The following is an 18391-nucleotide window of genomic DNA, read 5'->3' on the forward strand; positions in this document are numbered from 1 at the left end:
CCGGCGGAGGGCGCAGCCCACTTGGTCTACTTGGCCCCCGGAAGGGCTTCCTCCGCGAGCGGCAGTTCTGCGTCGCCGTCGCTGCGCGCGTAGGACTTGCGCGGGACGAGCGGGCCTGCCAGAGCTGTGGTCACGAGCGCCATCAGCACCATCATCGTGAACATCTGGTTGTCGAGGACGCCCATCCGGACACCGGCGTTCAGGATGATCAGCTCGGTCAGTCCGCGGGTGTTCATCAGGACGCCGATGGACCAGGACTCCCGCCAGCCCATCCCCGAGAGGCGTGCCGCGCCGGTACCACCGGCCAGTTTTCCGAAGCAGGCGACGGCCACGATGGCGAGCAGCTCCAGCAGCCCGGTCCCGCCGAGTCCGGTGACGTCGACCGCGAGCCCGGTGGTGATGAAGAAGACGGGCAGCAGCAGCGTGGTGACCTGCTCGAACGGAACGCCCACCTGGGACTTGAGCAGTTTCATCGAGCCACGTGGCATGGCCAGGCCGAAGGCGAACGCACCGAAGATCGCGTCCAGTCCGATCTCGTGCGTGGCGTATCCGGAGACGAAGACACCTGCCGCGATGATCGGCAGCAGCCGCGGTGAGACGACGTCGTTGCGGGTCATCCGGTCGATCAGACGGCGCAACAGCGGACGTACCACGACCGCGAGCACGGCGAGGTAGACCAGCGAGCCGACGACGACCGTGACCACCTGGCCGGAGCCCGAGGAAGCCGCCACGACCGAGACGAACGCGAGGATGCACCAGGCGAGCACGTCGTCCACCGCCGCACTCGCCAGCGCGAGGATTCCCACGCGGGTGTGCTGGAGCCGGTGTTCGAGGATGATCCGCGCAAGCACCGGGAAGGCCGTGATGGACATCGCGGTGCCGATGAAGAGGACGAAGGACAGCTGTCCCACATGGTGGCCGTCCACGCTGTCGTGGCGGGAGTGGAGCCAGGCCGCCAGGGCGGCGCCCGCGCCGAAGGACACCACGATCGCCGACAGGGAAATGCTGAGCACCGTGTTCCGCCGGGCCCGTATCTGCCTCAGGTCGACTTCCCAGCCGACCAGGAACATGAAGAGCAGGATGCCCACCTGCGCGATGCTCGACAGTCCGAAGCGAGCCTCCTCCGGGAACAGAAGCCCGGGCAGGTCTCCTGGTAGGAGGCCCAGGAGGCTGGGACCCAGCAGAATCCCCGCGAGGATCTCGGCGATCACGGGTGGCTGCTTCACGCGCCGCAGCAACGGAACGAGCAGCGAGCCCGCGGTCAGGATGACGGCGACGCCCGCGACCGTCTCCACAACGAGGTCGGCCGAGTTCCCAGCCATGGCTCAGCCCCGTCCCAGGGGTGCACCACCGGGAGCACCGCCCGGACGTCCACCCTCGGGAGGACCGCCCGGACCGCCCGGACCGCCCGGACCGCCCGGACCGCCCGGCCGGCCGCCGCCCGCCGCGAGCGGACCGCGCTTGGGACGGAACCCGACGATGTGGTGCTTGGTGGCGAGCGCCTGCATCTTCTCCCAGTCCGGCGGGCCCTGACCGTCGATCAGCCGGCCCAGTTCCTCGAACCAGTTCTCGACGCCACCCGGGGTGGCGATGCACAGCATCTTGCTCGGCCTGTGCCAGGTGTTGACGAAGGCGTGCCCCACCCCGCGGGGCCCGTACACCAGGCTGCCGGCCGGCGCCTTGTGCTTTTCTCCGTCGAGCTCGATCTCGTATTCCCCGTCGATGACGTAGAAGGACTCGTCGACGTCCTCGTGAATGTGCAACGGCGGTCCGCCCCCGGGCGGTGTCGTCACCTCGAAGAAGGAATACAGACCACCGGTATCCTCTCCACGGAGCAGCCAACGCCCCGTCTCACCAGCCCATTTGATGGGCTTGACGCCGTCCAGGTGGACTACGCGTCCGCGCGTCGCAGTCATTGTCCGCCCTTTCCTTCCGGTCATTCGGCTGCCACGAGTATCGGCGGCCCCGATAAAGCGCCGAATAAGCGGCGTCGAAGTCCCTCGGCTTTGCGGCGGACTAATAGGAACTTTTTTTCGCCGCAGCAGACTCCGACGGGTGCCGGTCGATCGGGCCGGCCACGTGAAGCGCGTCTGCTGGAGGGAGCGTGAGTGGCGTGTCGGACGATCAACGGCATGGCACTGCTGTGACGGAGGTGCGGGAGAAGGAACTCGATGCCCCGGCCGGACTGCCCGCCGAGGGGCTCATCGACCGGACCACCGAACTCGCCGTCATCAAGCAGCGCGTGGTGGAGGGCCTGAACGAGGAGTCGGCCCAGCGGCAGCACCGGCTGGGCAAGTTGACGGCGCGGGAGCGGATCGAGCGGCTGCTCGACCCGGGTTCCTTCACCGAGCTGGAGATGCTGCGCCGGCATCGGGCCACCGACTTCGGGATGGACGCCAAACGCCCCTACACGGACGGTGTGCTGACCGGCTGGGGCACGGTCGACGGCCGCAAGGTCTTCGTGTACGCGCACGACTTCGGGATCTTCGGTGGCTCACTCGGCGAGGCCCACGCCGCGAAGATCCACAAGGTGATGGATCTGGCGCAGAGTGCGGGCGCTCCGTTGATCGGACTCAACGACGGTGCCGGCGCCCGCATCCAGGAGGGCGTGATGGCCCTCGCGGGGTACGGCGGCATCTTCCGCCGCAATGTCGCGGCGTCGGGGGTGATCCCGCAGATCAGCGTGATGCTCGGACCGTGCGCCGGCGGCGCGGCCTACTCACCGGCACTCACCGACTTCGTGCTGATGGTGCGCAGGACGGCGAGCATGTACGTCACCGGGCCCGACGTGATCAAGGCGGTCACCGGGGAGGAGATCGGCCTGGAGGGGCTCGGCGGCGCGGACGTGCACGCCGAGTCCGGGCAGGCGACGTTCGTCCACGACGACGAGGACGACGCGTTCGAGACGCTGCGCTGGCTGCTGTCGTACCTGCCCTCGAACAACCGGGAGTTCCCGCCCGCACAAGCCCCGGCCGACCCGGTCGACCGCTCCTGTGACCGTCTGCTCGACATCGTCCCCAACTCCCCCAACCAGCCCTACGACGTACGTCAGGTGATCGAGGAGATCGTCGACCACGGCGACTTCCTGGAGTTGCAGCAGGCCTGGGCCGGGAACGTCGTCATCGGTCTCGCCCGGATCGGCGGCGAGGTCGTCGGCATGGTGGCCAACCAGCCCATGGTCCTCGCCGGCGTCCTGGACATCGAGGCCTCGCAGAAGGCGGCCCGGTTCATCAGGTTCTGCGACTCCTTCAACATCCCGCTGGTGACGCTGGTGGACGTCCCGGGCTTCCTGCCGGGTGTCGACCAGGAACGCAACGGCATCATCCGCAACGGGGCCAAGCTCCTGTACGCGTACTGCGAGGCGACGGTGCCCCGCATCCAGGTGCTGATGCGCAAGGCGTACGGAGGGGCCTACATCGTCATGGACTCCCGGTCCATCGGCACCGACCTCTCCCTCGCCTGGCCTTCCAACGAGGTGGCCGTGATGGGCGCCGAGGCGGCGACCAACGTGATCCACCGACGGGCCATCCAGAACGCCGACGACGAGCAGGACACCCGGCGTCGGCTGATCGAGGAGTACCAGCGCACCCTGATGCACCCGTACTACGGAGCGGAGCGCGGCCTCGTCGACGACGTCATCGACCCGCGCGAGACCAGGTCGGCCATCCACACCGGACTGCAGATGCTCCGCTCCAAGCGGGTCACCCTTCCCGAGCGCAAGCACGGCAACTCGCCGCTGTGACCGCACCCGACACCCTGAGGAGTCACGTCTCATGAGCAACGAGAGCACGGACAGCGCGCGGAAGAGCTTCCGCAAGGTCGCCTTCGGCGAGGTGCCCGTGAACCGGCACCGGGGCGGCACGCTGCGCACCCTGCTCGGACCCGCGAACGTGGGCGCCACCAGCGGGTTCATGGGCCACGCCCGGCTCGAGCCCGGCGAGTACATCAGCGAGCACTACCACCCCTACTCGGAGGAGTTCGTCCTGCTGCTGTCCGGACGGATCGTCATGCGGCTCGACGGCGAGGACATCGAGCTGGGCCCCCAGGAGGGCATCCTCGTCCCGATCGGGGTCCGGCACCGGCTGGAGAACAAGGGCACCGAGGCCGCGGAGCTCGTCTACCACCTGGGCCCGCTGGCCCCGCGTCCCGACCTCGGGCACGTGGACACCGAGGACCTGCCCTTCCCCGAGCTGGCCCCCGCGGGAGAGCCGCGATGAGCGACTGGGGAGCCGTCGTCACCGGGGTGGGCGTGGTGGCCCCGGGTGCCGTCGGCCGGGCGGCCTACTGGGATCTGCTGACCGCCGGCCGGACCGCGACGCGTGGGATCACCCTGTTCGACGCCGCCGGCTTCCAGTCCCGGATCGCGGCGGAGGTCGACTTCGACGCCGCCGCGGCGGGGCTGACGCCGCACGAGGTGGAACGCATGGACCGCAGCGCACAGTTCGCCGTGGTCGCCGCCCGCGAGGCCCTCGCGGACGCCGGTCTGGAGCCCGGGCAGGCCGACCCGGAGCGGGTGGGCGTCAGCATCGGCAGTGCGGTCGGCTGCACCACCCGGCTCGAGGACGAGTACGTGCTGGTCAGCGACTCGGGCAAGAACTGGGAGGTTTCGCCCGAGTTCGCCACCGACCACCTCTACCGGGCGCTGATTCCGAGCACCCTCGCGGTGGAGGTGGCGTGGACGGCCGGCGCGGAGGGGCCGACGACGGTGGTCTCCACCGGCTGCACCTCCGGGCTCGACGCGGTCGGCCACGGGGTGCAGCTCATCTCGGAGGGCGCCGCCGATGTCGTGATCGCCGGGGCGACCGACGCCCCGATCTCCCCGATCACGGTGGCCTGTTTCGACGCCATCGGCGCCACCTCGCGCAACAACGAGGACGCCGCGCACTCCTCACGCCCCTTCGACCGGGACCGGGACGGCTTCGTGCTCGGCGAGGGATCCGCGGTGCTGGTCCTGGAGAGCCGGGAGCACGCGGCCCGCCGGGGCGCGCACGGCTACGCGGAGATCATCGGGTTCGCGCAGCGCAGCAACGCCTACCACATGACCGGGCTCAAGCCGGACGGGCTCGACATGGCCGAGGCGATCGAGATCGCCATGCGCCGGGCCGGCGTCACGCCCGACATGATCAGTTACGTCAACGCCCACGGCTCCGGCACGGCGCAGAACGACCGTCATGAGACGGCGGCGGTGAAGAAGGCCCTGGGCGAGGCGGCCTACCGGGTTCCCGTCAGTTCCATCAAGTCGATGATCGGTCACTCGCTCGGCGCCATCGGCGCCCTGGAGGTCGCTGCCTGCGCGCTGGCGATCGAGACCGACACGGTCCCGCCCACGGCCAACCTGCAGCACCAGGACCCGGCTCTGGACCTCGACTACGTGCCGCTGGCCGCGCGCAAGAACGTCAACGACATCGTGCTGAGCGTGGGCAGCGGTTTCGGCGGCTTCCAGTCGGCGATGCTGCTGGCCCGGCCCGGCCTGGCAAGCAGGAAGTGACGGAATGACCAAGAACCGTCGCACCGTGTTCAGTGGTGTGTCAGCGATCGCCCCGAACGGTTCCACCACCAAGGAGTTCTGGGACGCGACCCTCAACGGTGTCAGCGGCATCGGGCCGATCAGTTCCTTCGACGCCTCCGGATATCCGGTCCATCTGGCCGGCCAGGTCGCCGACTTCGCGCCGCGCGACAGCATCGACGGCCGGCTCATGGTGCAGACCGACCGGTGGACGCAGCTCGGCCTGGTCGCCGCGGCACGCGCGCTCGAGGACGCGGAGATCGATCCGGCGGCCCTCGACGAGTACGACATGTCGGTGATCACGGCGACCTCGTCGGGCGGAAACGAGTTCGGTCAGCGCGAGATCCAGAAACTGTGGGACAAGGGCGCGCGCTATGTCGGGCCGTACCAGTCCATCGCCTGGTTCTACGCGGCGACCACCGGCCAGATCTCCATCCGGCACGGCATGAAGGGCGCCTGCGGGGTGCTGGTGGGCGAGCAGGCCGGCGGTCTCGACGCGCTGGGCCAGGCCCGTCGGGCGCTGGTCGACGACGCGACGACGGTGGTCAGCGGCGGCACGGACGCCCCGCTCGGCCCCTACGCGCTGGCCTGTCACGCCACGTCCCGGCTGCTGACGGAAAGGCGGGACCCGGTCGGGGCCTACCGGCCCTTCGACGCGGGGGCGGACGGATACGTCGCGGGCGAGGGCGGGGCGATCTTCATCCTCGAGGCAGAGGACACCGTACGCGCCCGCGACGCCGGTCCGGGCTACGGAGTGCTCGCCGGCTACGCCGCCACCTTCGACCCGCGTCCCGGTTCGGGCCGCGAGCGCGGACTGCGGCGGGCGATCGTGCGAGCGCTGGCCGATGCCCGGGTCGACCCGTCCGAGGTCGACGTGGTCTTCGCCGACGGGCTCGGAGTGCCCGAGGCCGACCGGGCCGAGGCCGAGGCGATCAGCGCGGTCTTCGGTGCCCGCGGGGTGCCGGTGACGGTGCCCAAGTGCCTCGTGGGACGCCTGCATGCGGGCGGGGCACCGCTGGACGTGGCGATGGCGCTGCTGTCCATCCGGGACTCCGTCGTCCCCGGCACCCCGAGCCTGGGCGAGCTCGCCCCCGGCATCGACCTGGACGTCGTACGCGAGACGCGTCAGGCGACCGTGCGCACCGCGCTGGTGCTGGCGCGCGGCTTCGAGGGCTTCAACGCGGCCGTCGTCATCCGGTCCGTGTAGGACCTCCGACTCATGAACTCACAGAAAGGCACACCCCACCGTGACCGTCACCGTGATCTCCCTTGACGAGTACGCCGAACTGATCAACCGTGCCTCGGGTGCGGGCCTCACCGCCGACCAACTCCTCGACGAGACGGTGTCCTTCGACTCCCTCGGCGTCGACTCGCTCGGCGTGCTCGGCGTCGTCGCCGAGCTGGAGCAGCGCTACGGCCTGGAGCCGGACAGCGGCGCCGACCACAGCAAGAGCGCCACCGCGCTGCTGTTCGCCCTGAACCGGCGGCTGGTCGACGCCGGCCTGCTGACGGCGGGCCACACCGAGCAGAGCATCGTCATCGACGCCCCCTACGAGGAGGTGTGGCGGCAGACGAACGATGTCGCCGCCTGGCCCGAGCTGTTCAGCGAGTACGCGAAGGCCGAGATCCTGCAGACCGCCGAGAACTCCGTGACCTTCCGGCTCAGCATGCACCCCGACGAGAACGGAACGGTGTGGAGCTGGGTGTCGGAGCGGACCCTGGACCCGGAGACGGGCACGGTGCGCGCCCGCCGGGTCGAGACCGGCCCGTTCGAGTTCATGGACATCGTCTGGACGTACCGCAAGGTCGAGGGGGGTGTCGAGATGCGCTGGGTCCAGGACTTCGCCATGAAGCCGCAGGCGCCGGTCGACACCGAGACCATGACGGCCCGCATCAGCACCAACTCCTCGCTGCAACTGGCGCTGATCCGCCGCCGGGTGGAGGAGCGCGCCCGCCTCGCCGCGTGACACTCCCGCACACAGGAGAAGCGGCCCCCGGCTCCGGTGGGCCGCTCGTCCTGGCTCAGCCGATGCTCTGCGGGAAGCGGAACAGCCGGTACGGGTCGTACCTGCGCTTGACCTCGACGAGGCGGGCGTAGTTCTCCGCGTAGTACGCGGAGCGCCAGTTCTCCAGCCGCGGGTCGATGAAGTTCTGGTACGTCTCGCCGTTGGCGTGCGGGTCCAGGACGCCGAAACCGGTGTCCGCCCACTGCCGGGCGGCGGCCCGCGCCGATGCGTCCACGGGGCCCACGGCGATCACGCCCAGGCAGCTGACGTTGAACAGGGTGTCGCGGTGGACGTAGGCGGTGTCGGTGCGGCCCGGGTCGTTGGCGGCCCCGCCCAGGGCGCCCACCTGGAGGAGATGCCGCTGTCCCGGCACCCGGACCTGGTCGAACAGTCCGACCACGTCCTCCCACATGGTGCGGGCCGGCGGCCCGTCGAAGAGCCGGCTGCGCTCCGTGGCGAAGGCCGCCCGGGGCAGCCGTGCCTCGGGGTTGGAGCCGGTCCGGTGGCACTGCGGCACGGAGTAGTCGCCGCAGCCGTACTGCTCCATCATCGCGGTGACGTAGGGCTTGGTGGTGGTCTGCTGCCGGGCGGGGGCCCGGCCGACCGCGGAGAGCAGCCGTGCCGCCTCCGCGGCCAGCACCTCCGGTCCGCCCATCGAGCCCAACAGGACGGACACCAATGGGGTGTTGCCCGGCGCCGCGTCGGGCAGGGCCACGACCGCGGAGCCGCCGACCGTGCGCGGGGCGTCCACGATCCAGCGCGCCCAGGCGTCGAGCACGTCGACGGCGGCGTCGTAGCTCCACTCCAGGGTGGCGCGCGAGAGCTCGGTGACGGGCAGGGGGTCGATTTCGTACGACGTCACGATGCCGAAGTTGCCGCCGCCGCCTCCGCGGATCGCCCAGTACAGGTCGGCGTGGCGGTCGGGCGAGACCCGGACGTGCCGTCCGTTCGCGAGCACCACCCGGGCGGCTCGCACGGTGTCGCTGGCGATGCCGGCGTAACGGGTGAGCAGTCCCGTGCCCCCGCCCTGCAGGAAACCGCCGAGGGCCACGGTGGGGCAGAACCCGCCGGGCACGGCAAGGCCGTGCGGAGCGAGCGCGTTCGTCGCGTCGACGAGCTGGGTGCCGGCGCCCAGCGTCGCGCGGTCCGGGCCGACGCTCACCCCTGCGAGCCCGGACACGTCGATGACGAGGCCGGTGGTGGTGGAGTATCCGGCGGCGCTGTGACCGCCGCTGCGGGCGGCGAGCGCGATGTCCTCGTCCTGGGCGAAGGCCAGGCACAGCGCCACGTCGGCGGGGCTCGCGCAGTAGGCGACGGCCTGCGGGTGGATGCTGTCGAACTCGGCGGTGCTGAGCTGCTTGGCCAGCGGATAGGCGCTGTCCCCCGGGAGCACCAGACGGCCCTTCAGGTGGGCCCGCAGCCGGTCCCAGTCCGCCGTGCCCCGCGGCCCGGCCGAGGGCGGTGCGGCCCCGAGGGAAAGGGGCAGCGCCCCCGCCCCGGCCGCCCCGAGCAGTGCTCTTCGAGTGATCATGCCGTGCCTTCCTGGTCATGGTGAGGCTCGTGACAGGTCGAATCGCATGAGAGGGCTGCCGCTGGCGGGGGATCACAGCGGCAGCCCATGGCCACGATAGCCCAAAAATGTTAGCCAGCAACCTAATTGGTTGATCCGCCGGGCCGTTTGTCGCCCCCTCACAACGGCTTTATCCGTGACATCGAGGATGTCGCCAGGCGGTCGGGGACCGATCGGCCACCGGGAAAAGGAGTGCTCATGCAGTACACGCTCATCGTCGCGCGCATGGCCCCCGAGGACAGCGGGGTCGTCTCTGACATCTGGGCCGAGTCGGACGCCACCGAACTCCCCCGTCTCGTGGGGGTGAAGCACCGCAGGCTCTTCCAGTTCCACGGCCTCTACTTCCAGTTGATCGGCTCCGAGGGCGACATCGGCGGCCGGATCGAGGAGGCGCGCGGCCACCACCTCTTCCAGGACGTCAACGAGAAGCTGAAGCCGCACATCGCCGCCTACGACCCGGTCACCTGGCGCGGTCCGGCCGACGCGATGGCCAAGGAGTTCTACTCGTGGAACGCGTGACCGCGGCCCCGGACGTGCTGCGGATCGTGCGGGGCACACCCGACGCGCACGAGACGGCCGCGGTGGTGGCCCTGCTCGTGGCCCGGCTCGGCGACCCGTCCACCGAACCGCCTGCGGTCCGGCCCGAGCGACCCGTCTGGCAGCCCTTCACCGGGCACCGCACCGGCGGTTGGGGGCGGCCGTGATCCGCACCGCACTGGACATGCGCGTCCGCGAAGGATGCACCGATGCCTTCGAGCGGACCTGGCGGGACGCCGCCGAGGTGGCGAGCCGCTACCCCGGCTCCATCGGCCAGACGATGCTGCGCGGCGCCGAGGACCCCCTGCGCTACACCATCACCGCGGACTGGGAGACGGCCGAGCACCTCGCGCGCTACCAGCGCAGCGAGGACCGGCAGGCGCTGTCCGCCGCGCTGGATCAGCTCCGGGACTCGGCGACGAAGACCCTCTTCGAGGTGGTGGCCCACATCGCCTCGCCCGCACCGAGCGAGACCTCACCGACCGAGAAAGGAACGGCTCCGCGATGAGCATCCGCGTCATCATGACCGCGACCATCGGGCCGGAGGACTTCGAGGCCTTCGAGAAGGCGTACATCGAGGTCACCAGCAAGGTCCGGGGAACACCCGGCCATCTGCGGGACGAACTGGTGCGGGACACCTCCGACCCCACGAAGTACGCGCTGATCGCCGAGTGGGAGTCGGAGGAGCTGTTCCGGACGTGGGCGGACGACCCCGAGCACATGCGGCAGTCGGCCGCCATGTTCCCGTACTGGGCCGACTCCTTCCGGCGCTCGATCCACGAGGTGCGCGCCACGCTCGAGTCGTACCGCACCCCGGGCGACCTGCCCGCGGCCGGCTGAGGGGATCGCCATGTCCGTGCAGAAGGCACTGGTGATCGGCGCCGGTATCGGCGGCCTCACCACGGCGATCGGTCTGCGGCAGGCCGGCGTCGATGTCAAGGTGTTCGAGCGCAGGACCGAACCGAGCCGGCTGCTCACCGGCGGCGGTTTCATGCTGTGGCACAACGCGTTCGTCGCCCTGCGGAAGCTGTCCCTCGACGACCAGGTCGCCAAGGTCAGTTCGGAGATACTCGTCCACGAGTTCCGCTCCGACAGCGGCCGCACCCTGGCCCGCTGGCAGATCGGGCCCGAGGCGCAGCGCATCGGCGCGCCCGCCGTGGCGCTGCGCCGCTCCGACCTCAACTCCCTCCTCCTGGAGGAGGCGGGTGACTCGGTCGTGATGGGCGCCCAGTGCGTCGGGTTCGAGCAGGACGCCGAGGGGGTGACCGCCCGGTTCGCCGACGGATCCGTGGAGCGTGCCGACGTACTGATCGGCGCCGACGGCATGCGGTCGGCCGTACGCAGCACACTGCGGCACGGCCACGACCTGCCGCCCCGCTACGCCGGCTACACGGCGTGGCAGGCGATCGCCGAGCTTCCCGGCGAGGACGTCGTCCCCAGCGGCACCTTCTTCAACCTGTGGGGGCGTAACGGACTGCGCTTCCTCTACTGCCGGCTCAACGACCGCGAGGTCTACTGGGACGCGATCACATCCGACGAGACGAGCGCCGCCTTCGACATGTTCCGCAAGACCAAGCGGGACGTGATGTGCGAGACGTACGCGCAGTGGCCCGACCCCATTCCGCGGATCCTGGCGGCGACCCGCGAGGACGCGATCCTGCCCATCGACATCGCGGACCGTCCGCCGACGCGTGACGCGGCCTGGGGCCACGGACGGGTCGTGCTGGTCGGTGACGCGGCGCACGCCATGACCCTCAACCTCAGTCAGGGCGCCGGCCAGGCCATCGAGGACGGTGTCGTGCTGTCCGGGCTGCTGGCCCGCGAGCCGGATCTGGGGACCGCCATCGCACAGTACGAGAAGCTGCGCCGGGAGCGGGTGGAGGCGATGGTGCGCGGCGCGTACCGGATCGGCGAACTCGGCAAGTGGCGCGGCTCGTTGGTGTGCGGGGCGCGCGATCTGTTCATGCGCGCGTTCTTCGGGACCTTCGCGAAGAAGGGGACCTACCGCCTGATGATGAACTTCGACTACTGACGACCGAGGAGCCGGTTACCCATGTTCGTCGACGCCCTGGCGGCCCTGCTCATCCTGCTCAGCGGTGCGCTGGCAGGCGTACTGGTCGCCGTCGAGATCGCGGTGGTCCCCATGCTCGCCGATCTGCCGGGTCGGCGGTACGTGCAGGTCCACCGGCTCCTGGACCCCCGTTTCGACCCGCTCATGCCCACCATCGACAAGATCGCGCTGGGTGTCGGTCTGCTGCTGATCGTCCTGGCACCCGGCGCGGACGCGAAGCTCGCCTTCGCCGTGGCGGAGGCGGGACTCGTCGGTGTCGCGCTGGTGTCGGAACTGTCCAACGTCCGGATGAACCGGATCATCGACACCTGGGAACCCGAGCGGCTGCCGGAAGCCTGGGCCGAGACCCGCAGCCGGTGGGCTCGCGCCAACCGCCACCGCACCTGGATCGCCCTGGTCGGCTTCGCCGCGGCGATCGTCGGAATGAGCCTCGTCTGACGTGGCTCCACGTCACCCGAGAACGGGAGCACATCGCATGGAGAAGGTACTGGTGGCCAATCGCGGCGAGATCGCGGTGCGCGTCATCCGGGCCTGCCGGGACGCGGGGCTGCGCTCCGTCGCCGTGTACGCGGACCAGGACCGGGACGCGCCGCACGCCCGGCTCGCCGACGAGGCGTACGGCCTGCACGGCAACACGGCCGCGGACACCTATCTGGACGTCGGCAAGATCCTGGCCGCCGCCGCCGAGTGCGGCGCGGACGCGATCCACCCCGGCTACGGCTTCCTCTCCGAGGACGCCGGATTCGCCCGGGCGGTGCGCGCGGCGAACCTGACCTGGATCGGCCCGCCGCCGGAGGCGATCGAGCAGCTCGGCGACAAGGTGGCCGCCCGCGAGATCGCCCGCCGGGTCCGGGCCCCGCTCGCACCCGGCACCGACCGTCCCGTCACCGGCCCGGACGAGGTCCTCGACTTCGCCCGCGAGCACGGACTGCCGCTGGCCATCAAGGCGGTGGGCGGAGGCGGCGGTCGCGGACTGAAGGTGGCCCGCACCCTGGAGGAGATCCCCCGACTCCTGGAGTCCGCCGCCCGCGAGGCCGCCGCCGCCTTCGGTCGGGGCGACTGCTTCGTGGAGAAGTACCTGGACCGGGCACGGCACGTCGAGACGCAGTGCCTCGCGGACAGCCACGGCAACGTGGTGGTGGTCTCCACCCGTGACTGCTCCGTGCAGCGGCGCCACCAGAAACTGGTCGAGGAGGCGCCCGCGCCCTTCCTCACCCCCGAACAGGAGGAGACGCTGCGCGCCGCGTCGAAGGCGGTGCTCGCCGAGGCCGGTTATGTGGGTGCGGGCACCTGCGAGTTCCTGCTCGGGGAGGACGGCACCATCTCGTTCCTGGAGGTCAACACCCGGCTGCAGGTGGAGCATCCGGTGACCGAGGAGATCACCGGGATCGACCTGGTCCAGGAGCAGTTCCGCATCGCCGCGGGCGAACCGCTCGGGTTCACCGACCCGGTGGACCGGCGAGGCCACTCGGTCGAGTTCCGGATCAACGGCGAGGACGTGGGGCGCGGCTTCCTGCCCACCCCGGGCACCGTCACCCGGTGGCGCACGCCGGCCGGTCCCGGCATCCGGGTGGACACCGGGATCGAGGAGGGCGCCGTCGTCGACGGGGCCTTCGACTCGATGCTCGCCAAGCTCATCGTCACCGGCGCCGACCGGGGGCAGGCGCTGGCGCGGGCGCGGCGGGCCCTGGGGGAGTTCGAGGTCGACGGGGTACCGACAACCCTGCCACTGTTCCGGGCGCTGCTGGACAGCCCGGAGTTCACCGCGAGCGACCCCGCCGTCGGCCTCGCCGTGCACACGCGGTGGCTGGAGTCGGAGGCGGCGCTGCGGATCGACCCGTGGGAGGGTGACCCGGCCGAGACCGCCGAGCGGCCCGAGCAGGTGACCTACACCGTCGAGGTGGGCGGGCGCCGGCTGGAGGTGGCGCTGCCCGAGTCACTCGCGGCACCGAAGGCGGTGACCACCGTGCGCTCGGGCGGATCCGCGGTGCGACGCAAGGCGCGTCCCTCGTCGGCGACGACGGCATCGGACGGCACGGTCCTGACCAGTCCGATGGTCGGTACGGTGGTCAAGGTGTCCGCCACCGAGGGCGCGGAAGTCTCGGAGGGCGACGTGCTGTTCGTCATCGAGGCGATGAAGATGGAGCAGCCCGTCAAGGCCCACCGTCCCGGCGTGGTGCACGCCATCAAGGTGTCCGCGGGGACCGGTGTGTCGCGGGGTGCCCCGCTGTGCGAGGTACGCACGGCGGGTTGAACGGCGCTCGCCTTCAGGGCCCTTCGCCCTCGCCGCCCCCACGCCCAGCCCCCCGGAGCACACGAGGAACCCGGCACGGTACGGACGCCGTGCCGGGTTCTTCCGTTCGGACCGTCAGACGGGAACGACCCGGAAGATCGGGATTCCGGAGGCCGCCCGCTCGAAGCTCTCGGGGCTCTTGTCGGCGACCACACCGTTCTTCACGAAGATGCCGGCACCCATCGGAACCTGCGTCGGGAACTCGCGGGCGATCCGCCCCCGCTCCGCCTCGGGAACCTCGATCAGCTGCACGGGCCGGGCCTTGCGGCCGCGGATCATGGTGCCCCGGCCGGCGGCGCGGACGTTCTTCACCCAGTCCGACTTGGGGAAGGCCTGGAGGATGTACATGTCGCCGTCGATCTTCACCGGAGCCACCGGGTTGGTGAACTCCCGGCCGGACACCCGGCCCTTGACGCGCAGCAGGTGCATGGGCCCCACGGGCATGCCCATGGAGTGGAACATCTGCATCATCTTGTTGCCGAACTTCAGGAAGGGTGAAACCGGGGGCCGAGTGGTCGTGGCCATGATCTCGCTCATCTCTCTTGGTGAGTACTGAGGGGATGTCAGAGCCGGCCGGCGGCCGCGCGGGGCATCCGCGTGAACCGTGGGCTGCCCGGGCGTACGAGACCGGTTCGGTAGGCCGTGGTGATCACGTCGATCCGGCTCTTGAGTTCGAGCTTGCCCATGAGGCTGTGCACATGGCTCTTGACGGTGGCTTCGCTCAGGTCCAGTGCTTCGGCGATCTCCACATTGCTCCAGCCGCGCAGCATCAGCTGGACGACCTCGGTCTCCCGCGCGGTGAGCCGGTCGAACCGCCACGGCGGACGCCGCTGGGCGGGCACCGTCTGGCCCGACTGGCGGTGTTCCGCGATGAGCAGGTATCCGGAGCGCAGCAGCCTGAGCGCGGGCATCAGGGTCGCGTGACTGGTCCGGTTGACCACGACTCCGGCGATGCGGGCACGGGTGAGATCCCCTTCCCCACGCTTGTGGGTGGGCGATACGACGAGGAGGCGCGGCCGGGGCGTACTGGCCGCCACCGCGTGAATGAGGGGAAGCGCGTCGGCGCCGAACACCACCGCGATGTCGGGCCGGCGCTCGGTGATGATCCGTTGCACCTTGCCCGGGTCGGCGGCATACCCCGCTGCGGAGAATCCTTCCTCCTTGCCGAGAGTCGACACGGTCTCGATCCGACTGAAGAGACTGCCGCCCAGCACGACGACGGATGTGGGTCGTGTGTGCCCGGGATCGCGTAAGTGGTGTTGGTCTGGGAGCACTACGACTTTCCTCCAGCAAGCGGCGCGTCAGCCAGACGGAGCACCGCGCCTAGATGTCGAGGCGGTAACTTAATTACGTAGCGAGCTATCTAAATGGTGGCATGGGAGTACGGCTGTGTCAACGACGTCCTGCCACGTCAACCTGGTCGCCCAACCCGGCCACCCCGTATCCCAGACCCCCTCAGCCGCATGATGGCACTCCCGCGAACCACGGACCCGGCAGTGGCCTGAAATCGCGGAAGAGCTGCTGAAACAGGCCACAGTGGACGCACGTTGCAACACAGCGAGAGCCCCCGCCAACGGCCCGTTCCCGGTCCGTGTCAGGGGGCTCGCTGCCCATGTCGCCCGGCGCCGGGCTCACGCTCCGGATGTGGGGCGGGGTGCCGGCACCGAGGCTGCTGCGCTCTGGATGTTCCGGTGGATGTCCAGTGCCGCCGTGGACCGGTTGAGGGTGATGTAGTGCAGCCCCGGGGCACCCTCGGCGAGGAGGCGCTCGGCCATGGCCGTCGCGTACTCGACACCGATGCGGTGGGCCGTGTCCGGTTCGTGGCGGGCCTGTTCCAGCCGGTGGGCCAGGTCCTCGGGGAAGGCTGCGCCGGACAGTTCGGCGAAGCGGCGAATCTGGCGCACGTCCGTGGCGGGCATGATCTCGGGGATGATCGGGGTCTCACAGCCCACGGCCGCGACCCGGTCACGCAACCGCAGATAGTCCTCGGCGTCGAAGAACATCTGCGTGATCGCGTAGTCGGCGCCCGCCCGGCACTTGGCGACGAAGTGCCGGAGGTCGCTCTCCCGGTCGGGCGACCGCGGATGCCCTTCGGGAAAGGCGGCCACCCCGATGGTGAAGTCCCCCAGGGAGCGTACGAGTTCGACGAGTTCACGCGCGTAGGTGAATCCGGCCGGGTGAGGTGTCCACGGGCCGTTCGGATCACCGGGCGGGTCGCCCCGCAGCACGAGGACGTCCCGGATGCCCGCGTCCGCGTACTGGCCGATGATGTGGCGCAGTTCCGCGACCGAGTGGCCTACCGCGGTGAGGTGGGCGACCGGCCGCAGGATGGTCTCGGCGGCGATACGCCGGGTGACGGACACGGTCCGGTCCCGGGACGAGCCGCCCGCTCCATAGGTGACGGACACGAAGTCGGGACGCAGTGCTTCCACACGGCGGATCGTGTCCCAGAGGGTGCGTTCGCCCACCTCGGTCTTCGGGGGGAAGAACTCGAAGGAGAAGGTCGTCATCGTCGTTCTCCGGAACTCCTCGGACAGCCGGACCCCGATCCGCTCCGCGGGGCCGCGGCTGTCATCGCCGCGCCGCCAGACGAGCGGCGAGCCCGTCCACCGCGGACACGCCGTAGGTGTCGCGGATCCGGCCCAGCAGATCCGGACCGGACAGCGTGTACTGCTGTGTACCGGTGGACTCCAGAACCGTGGTGGCCAGGGCACTCCCCAGCCGCGCGGCGCTCTCCTGGCCGAGCCCCCAGGCGACGGCCGCGAGGAAGCCGGCCCGGAAGGCGTCCCCCGCGCCGGTGGGCTCGGTCGCGCCCGACGGCGGCACCGACTTGACGACGACCGGGCGGTGCCCGGCTCGCTGGACGACGGCGCCTTCGGCACCCCGCGTGATCACCCAGCCGCCCACCCGGCCGAGGATCTGCTGCTCGGTCCAGCCGCTTCGCTCCTGGATGAGCACGCTCTCGTACTCGTTGGTGAACAGGAACTCGGGTCCCGCCAGCAGCGCTCGGACGTCGTCGCGCGCCATGCGCGCCAACTGCTGCGAGGGGTCGGCGACGAAGGGGATGCCCAGTTCGGTGCACTCGCGGGTGTGCCGCACCATCGCTTCCGGGTCATTGGGCGATACGACGACCAGGTCGAGGGCGCCCGTTCGCTCCTGCACCGTCCGCAGATCGATGAGCCGGGCCTCGCTCATGGCGCCGGCATAGAAGGACCCGATCTGGTTGTGGTCCCGGTCCGTGGTGCAGACGAACCGTGCTGTGTGCCTGGTTTCGCTCACCCGGACCGGTCCGGTGTCGACGCCGTGTCGCTCCAGCCGCGCCCGGTACTCCTCGAAGCCCGGCCCGACGGCGCCCACGAGCAGGGGACGCAGGCCCAGCGAACCCAGGCCGAAGGCGATGTTCGCCGCCACTCCCCCGGCACGGATCTCCAACTCGTCGACCAGGAACGAGAGCGACACCTTGTCCAGGCTCTCGGCGATGAACTGTTCCGTGAACCTGCCCGGGTAGACCATGAGATGGTCCTCGGCGATCGACCCCGTGACTGCGATTCTCATCTGCTGTCCCTACCCCTGTCTCCGGACTGTTGGCGACCGCGCTCGGGACCCGTACTGCCCGTACGCGGCGGCGGGTCCGTTCATCGTCCGGGGCGGGGCTTAAGCACCGGTTAGGCGGCCATCAGCCACCGGGCCGACCTCACGTTCAGTAGCGCTGGGCCTTGGCGATCTCGGCGGTCAGCCTCGGCTCGGGCGGCTTGCGGCTGATGGCGAGCGGCTGGGCCCGCTCCCCGGGTTCGAGGTCCTCCACGCCCACGAAATGGGTCTCGACGACTTTCCCGTCGGGGTCGTGGAAGTCGACCTGGACCGCATAGGAGGCGGTGCTGTCCGTGCTGTTGGTGATGTTCACGACCACGGCAAGCAGGCCACCCGTCTCGGATCGCGGCTTGCCGGTGAGCGAGACATCGGACGTCGCGTTGCCCCGGCCCTTGACGTCCTTCAACTCGGCCTCGGCCGCAGCGTTGGCACGCGCGATCTCCGCCGACACGGACGCCTCGAACTCCGAGGCCCGCGCGTAGGCGGACGACGCCGCGGCCGATGCGGAGGCGCGCGCGGACTCGATCGCGGACTGGGCCGCCGACGCGAGGGGCGCGGGCGGACTGCCCGTGAACGACTCGGTGGCCGGCGGCGACGGGCGCGGAGTGAACGTGGTACCGCCGCCGTCGCCGTCGCCGTCGCCACAGGCGGCGAGCGCGACCGCACAGGCACCGGCGGCGGCTAAAGCGGTGAGAGCCCTCGGGGCTCGGTGCCGCGGGCGCTTGTGCGGTCGGTACTGCTGCTGCGCGTCGCTCATGGCATGGAATCCTCTCCCGGCCGCACATATGACCGATTCACGCCGTTATGGCCTGGCCGG

At 70.5% G+C, this 18391-nt stretch carries 20 protein-coding genes and 1 pseudogene; 13 read left to right on the top strand and 8 right to left on the bottom strand.

Annotated features, from left to right (window positions below):
* Nucleotides 1-26 precede the first annotated feature (26 nt).
* Nucleotides 27-1322: a cation:proton antiporter gene (locus ACKTSN_RS12330; protein WP_409469168.1), complete on the bottom strand. Its 1296-nt coding sequence runs from the start codon at nucleotides 1320-1322 to the stop codon at nucleotides 27-29.
* Nucleotides 1323-1325: 3 nt separating this feature from the next.
* Nucleotides 1326-1916 carry a cupin domain-containing protein gene (locus tag ACKTSN_RS12335; RefSeq protein ID WP_409469169.1) on the bottom strand — a complete coding sequence of 197 codons (591 nt, stop codon included), beginning with the start codon at nucleotides 1914-1916 and terminating at the stop codon, nucleotides 1326-1328.
* 236 nt (nucleotides 1917-2152) lie between these two features.
* On the opposite strand from ACKTSN_RS12335, the gene ACKTSN_RS12340 reads away from it, so the two are divergent.
* The 6 genes and pseudogenes from ACKTSN_RS12340 (at nucleotide 2153) to ACKTSN_RS12365 (ending at nucleotide 7473) form a co-directional block, all read left to right on the top strand.
* Nucleotides 2153-3742, top strand: a complete 1590-nt coding sequence (locus ACKTSN_RS12340) for an acyl-CoA carboxylase subunit beta (protein WP_409474808.1) — start codon at nucleotides 2153-2155, stop codon at nucleotides 3740-3742.
* Between the two features lie 31 nt (nucleotides 3743-3773).
* Nucleotides 3774-4217: a cupin domain-containing protein gene (locus ACKTSN_RS12345; protein WP_224736392.1), complete on the top strand. Its 444-nt coding sequence runs from the start codon at nucleotides 3774-3776 to the stop codon at nucleotides 4215-4217.
* On the top strand, nucleotides 4214-5488 hold the full coding sequence (locus tag ACKTSN_RS12350) for a beta-ketoacyl-[acyl-carrier-protein] synthase family protein (RefSeq protein WP_409469170.1): 1275 nt from the start codon (nucleotides 4214-4216) through the stop codon (nucleotides 5486-5488). Before ACKTSN_RS12345 ends, ACKTSN_RS12350 begins: the two co-directional genes overlap by 4 nt.
* Before the next feature lie 4 nt (nucleotides 5489-5492).
* A complete protein-coding gene (locus ACKTSN_RS12355; RefSeq protein WP_409469171.1) occupies nucleotides 5493-6713 on the top strand; it encodes a ketosynthase chain-length factor in 1221 nt (406 codons plus the stop codon).
* A 52-nt stretch (nucleotides 6714-6765) separates the two neighbouring features.
* Nucleotides 6766-6924: pseudogene (locus ACKTSN_RS12360) on the top strand (acyl carrier protein); the annotation flags it as partial.
* A gap of 87 nt (nucleotides 6925-7011) precedes the next feature.
* Nucleotides 7012-7473, top strand: a complete 462-nt coding sequence (locus tag ACKTSN_RS12365; RefSeq protein ID WP_409474809.1) for an SRPBCC family protein — start codon at nucleotides 7012-7014, stop codon at nucleotides 7471-7473.
* Between the two features lie 55 nt (nucleotides 7474-7528).
* Here ACKTSN_RS12365 and ACKTSN_RS12370 read toward each other — a convergent pair whose 3' ends face one another.
* On the bottom strand, nucleotides 7529-9043 hold the full coding sequence (locus tag ACKTSN_RS12370) for an FAD-binding oxidoreductase (RefSeq protein ID WP_409469172.1): 1515 nt from the start codon (nucleotides 9041-9043) through the stop codon (nucleotides 7529-7531).
* Between the two features lie 237 nt (nucleotides 9044-9280).
* Here ACKTSN_RS12370 and ACKTSN_RS12375 point away from each other — a divergent pair, with 237 nt between their 5' ends.
* The 7 genes from ACKTSN_RS12375 to ACKTSN_RS12405 are packed head-to-tail and all read left to right on the top strand — an operon-like array spanning nucleotide 9281 to nucleotide 13944.
* Nucleotides 9281-9601: a TcmI family type II polyketide cyclase gene (locus tag ACKTSN_RS12375; RefSeq protein ID WP_409469173.1), complete on the top strand. Its 321-nt coding sequence runs from the start codon at nucleotides 9281-9283 to the stop codon at nucleotides 9599-9601.
* A complete protein-coding gene (locus tag ACKTSN_RS12380) occupies nucleotides 9589-9786 on the top strand; it encodes an acyl-CoA carboxylase epsilon subunit (RefSeq protein WP_409469174.1) in 198 nt (65 codons plus the stop codon). The genes ACKTSN_RS12375 and ACKTSN_RS12380 overlap by 13 nt, the downstream gene beginning before the upstream one ends.
* Complete coding sequence (locus ACKTSN_RS12385) at nucleotides 9783-10127, top strand: antibiotic biosynthesis monooxygenase family protein (protein WP_224736387.1); 345 nt, start codon at nucleotides 9783-9785, stop codon at nucleotides 10125-10127. Before ACKTSN_RS12380 ends, ACKTSN_RS12385 begins: the two co-directional genes overlap by 4 nt.
* Nucleotides 10124-10459, top strand: a complete 336-nt coding sequence (locus ACKTSN_RS12390) for an antibiotic biosynthesis monooxygenase family protein (protein ID WP_409469175.1) — start codon at nucleotides 10124-10126, stop codon at nucleotides 10457-10459. Before ACKTSN_RS12385 ends, ACKTSN_RS12390 begins: the two co-directional genes overlap by 4 nt.
* Nucleotides 10460-10469: 10 nt before the next feature.
* On the top strand, nucleotides 10470-11651 hold the full coding sequence (locus ACKTSN_RS12395; protein WP_409469176.1) for an FAD-dependent monooxygenase: 1182 nt from the start codon (nucleotides 10470-10472) through the stop codon (nucleotides 11649-11651).
* Between the two features lie 21 nt (nucleotides 11652-11672).
* Nucleotides 11673-12128: an anthrone oxygenase family protein gene (locus tag ACKTSN_RS12400; RefSeq protein WP_224736384.1), complete on the top strand. Its 456-nt coding sequence runs from the start codon at nucleotides 11673-11675 to the stop codon at nucleotides 12126-12128.
* 37 nt (nucleotides 12129-12165) lie between these two features.
* Nucleotides 12166-13944 carry an acetyl/propionyl/methylcrotonyl-CoA carboxylase subunit alpha gene (locus ACKTSN_RS12405; protein ID WP_409469177.1) on the top strand — a complete coding sequence of 593 codons (1779 nt, stop codon included), beginning with the start codon at nucleotides 12166-12168 and terminating at the stop codon, nucleotides 13942-13944.
* 114 nt (nucleotides 13945-14058) lie between these two features.
* On the opposite strand, the gene ACKTSN_RS12410 is transcribed toward ACKTSN_RS12405, so the two are convergent.
* The 5 genes from ACKTSN_RS12410 to ACKTSN_RS12430 all read right to left on the bottom strand — a co-directional run bounded on the left by ACKTSN_RS12410 (nucleotide 14059) and on the right by ACKTSN_RS12430 (nucleotide 18331).
* On the bottom strand, nucleotides 14059-14508 hold the full coding sequence (locus ACKTSN_RS12410) for a nitroreductase/quinone reductase family protein (RefSeq protein ID WP_409469178.1): 450 nt from the start codon (nucleotides 14506-14508) through the stop codon (nucleotides 14059-14061).
* Between the two features lie 38 nt (nucleotides 14509-14546).
* Complete coding sequence (locus tag ACKTSN_RS12415; protein ID WP_409469179.1) at nucleotides 14547-15161, bottom strand: helix-turn-helix transcriptional regulator; 615 nt, start codon at nucleotides 15159-15161, stop codon at nucleotides 14547-14549.
* A 453-nt stretch (nucleotides 15162-15614) separates the two neighbouring features.
* Nucleotides 15615-16493 (bottom strand): methylenetetrahydrofolate reductase [NAD(P)H], encoded by an 879-nt coding sequence (gene metF, locus ACKTSN_RS12420; protein ID WP_409469180.1) that lies wholly within the window; start codon nucleotides 16491-16493, stop codon nucleotides 15615-15617.
* 61 nt (nucleotides 16494-16554) lie between these two features.
* The gene (locus ACKTSN_RS12425) at nucleotides 16555-17538 is read right to left on the bottom strand and encodes a carbohydrate kinase family protein (protein ID WP_409469181.1); all 984 of its coding nucleotides are present in this window, start codon (nucleotides 17536-17538) and stop codon (nucleotides 16555-16557) included.
* A 145-nt stretch (nucleotides 17539-17683) separates the two neighbouring features.
* Entirely contained in the window at nucleotides 17684-18331 is a 648-nt protein-coding gene (locus ACKTSN_RS12430) for an FxLYD domain-containing protein (RefSeq protein WP_409469182.1), read from the bottom strand.
* Between the last annotated feature and the right edge of the window lie 60 nt (nucleotides 18332-18391).

Origin of the sequence: Streptomyces flavusporus, assembly GCF_046267975.1 — a bacterium.
In the GTDB taxonomy this organism is placed as follows: domain Bacteria; phylum Actinomycetota; class Actinomycetes; order Streptomycetales; family Streptomycetaceae; genus Streptomyces; species Streptomyces flavusporus.

Bases quoted from the DNA above. Each gene is read 5' to 3' on its own strand.
- ACKTSN_RS12400 (WP_224736384.1), top strand. From the start codon at position 11,673: ATGTTCGTCGACGCCCTGGCGGCCCTGCTCATCCTGCTCAGCGGTGCG.
- ACKTSN_RS12330 (WP_409469168.1), bottom strand. From the start codon at position 1,322: ATGGCTGGGAACTCGGCCGACCTCGTTGTGGAGACGGTCGCGGGCGTC.
- ACKTSN_RS12355 (WP_409469171.1), top strand. From the start codon at position 5,493: ATGACCAAGAACCGTCGCACCGTGTTCAGTGGTGTGTCAGCGATCGCC.
- ACKTSN_RS12395 (WP_409469176.1), top strand. From the start codon at position 10,470: ATGTCCGTGCAGAAGGCACTGGTGATCGGCGCCGGTATCGGCGGCCTC.
- ACKTSN_RS12410 (WP_409469178.1), bottom strand. From the start codon at position 14,508: ATGGCCACGACCACTCGGCCCCCGGTTTCACCCTTCCTGAAGTTCGGC.
- ACKTSN_RS12375 (WP_409469173.1), top strand. From the start codon at position 9,281: ATGCAGTACACGCTCATCGTCGCGCGCATGGCCCCCGAGGACAGCGGG.
- ACKTSN_RS12335 (WP_409469169.1), bottom strand. From the start codon at position 1,916: ATGACTGCGACGCGCGGACGCGTAGTCCACCTGGACGGCGTCAAGCCC.
- ACKTSN_RS12345 (WP_224736392.1), top strand. From the start codon at position 3,774: ATGAGCAACGAGAGCACGGACAGCGCGCGGAAGAGCTTCCGCAAGGTC.
- ACKTSN_RS12350 (WP_409469170.1), top strand. From the start codon at position 4,214: ATGAGCGACTGGGGAGCCGTCGTCACCGGGGTGGGCGTGGTGGCCCCG.
- ACKTSN_RS12405 (WP_409469177.1), top strand. From the start codon at position 12,166: ATGGAGAAGGTACTGGTGGCCAATCGCGGCGAGATCGCGGTGCGCGTC.
- ACKTSN_RS12425 (WP_409469181.1), bottom strand. From the start codon at position 17,538: ATGAGAATCGCAGTCACGGGGTCGATCGCCGAGGACCATCTCATGGTC.
- ACKTSN_RS12430 (WP_409469182.1), bottom strand. From the start codon at position 18,331: ATGAGCGACGCGCAGCAGCAGTACCGACCGCACAAGCGCCCGCGGCAC.
- ACKTSN_RS12370 (WP_409469172.1), bottom strand. From the start codon at position 9,043: ATGATCACTCGAAGAGCACTGCTCGGGGCGGCCGGGGCGGGGGCGCTG.
- metF (WP_409469180.1), bottom strand. From the start codon at position 16,493: ATGACGACCTTCTCCTTCGAGTTCTTCCCCCCGAAGACCGAGGTGGGC.
- ACKTSN_RS12390 (WP_409469175.1), top strand. From the start codon at position 10,124: ATGAGCATCCGCGTCATCATGACCGCGACCATCGGGCCGGAGGACTTC.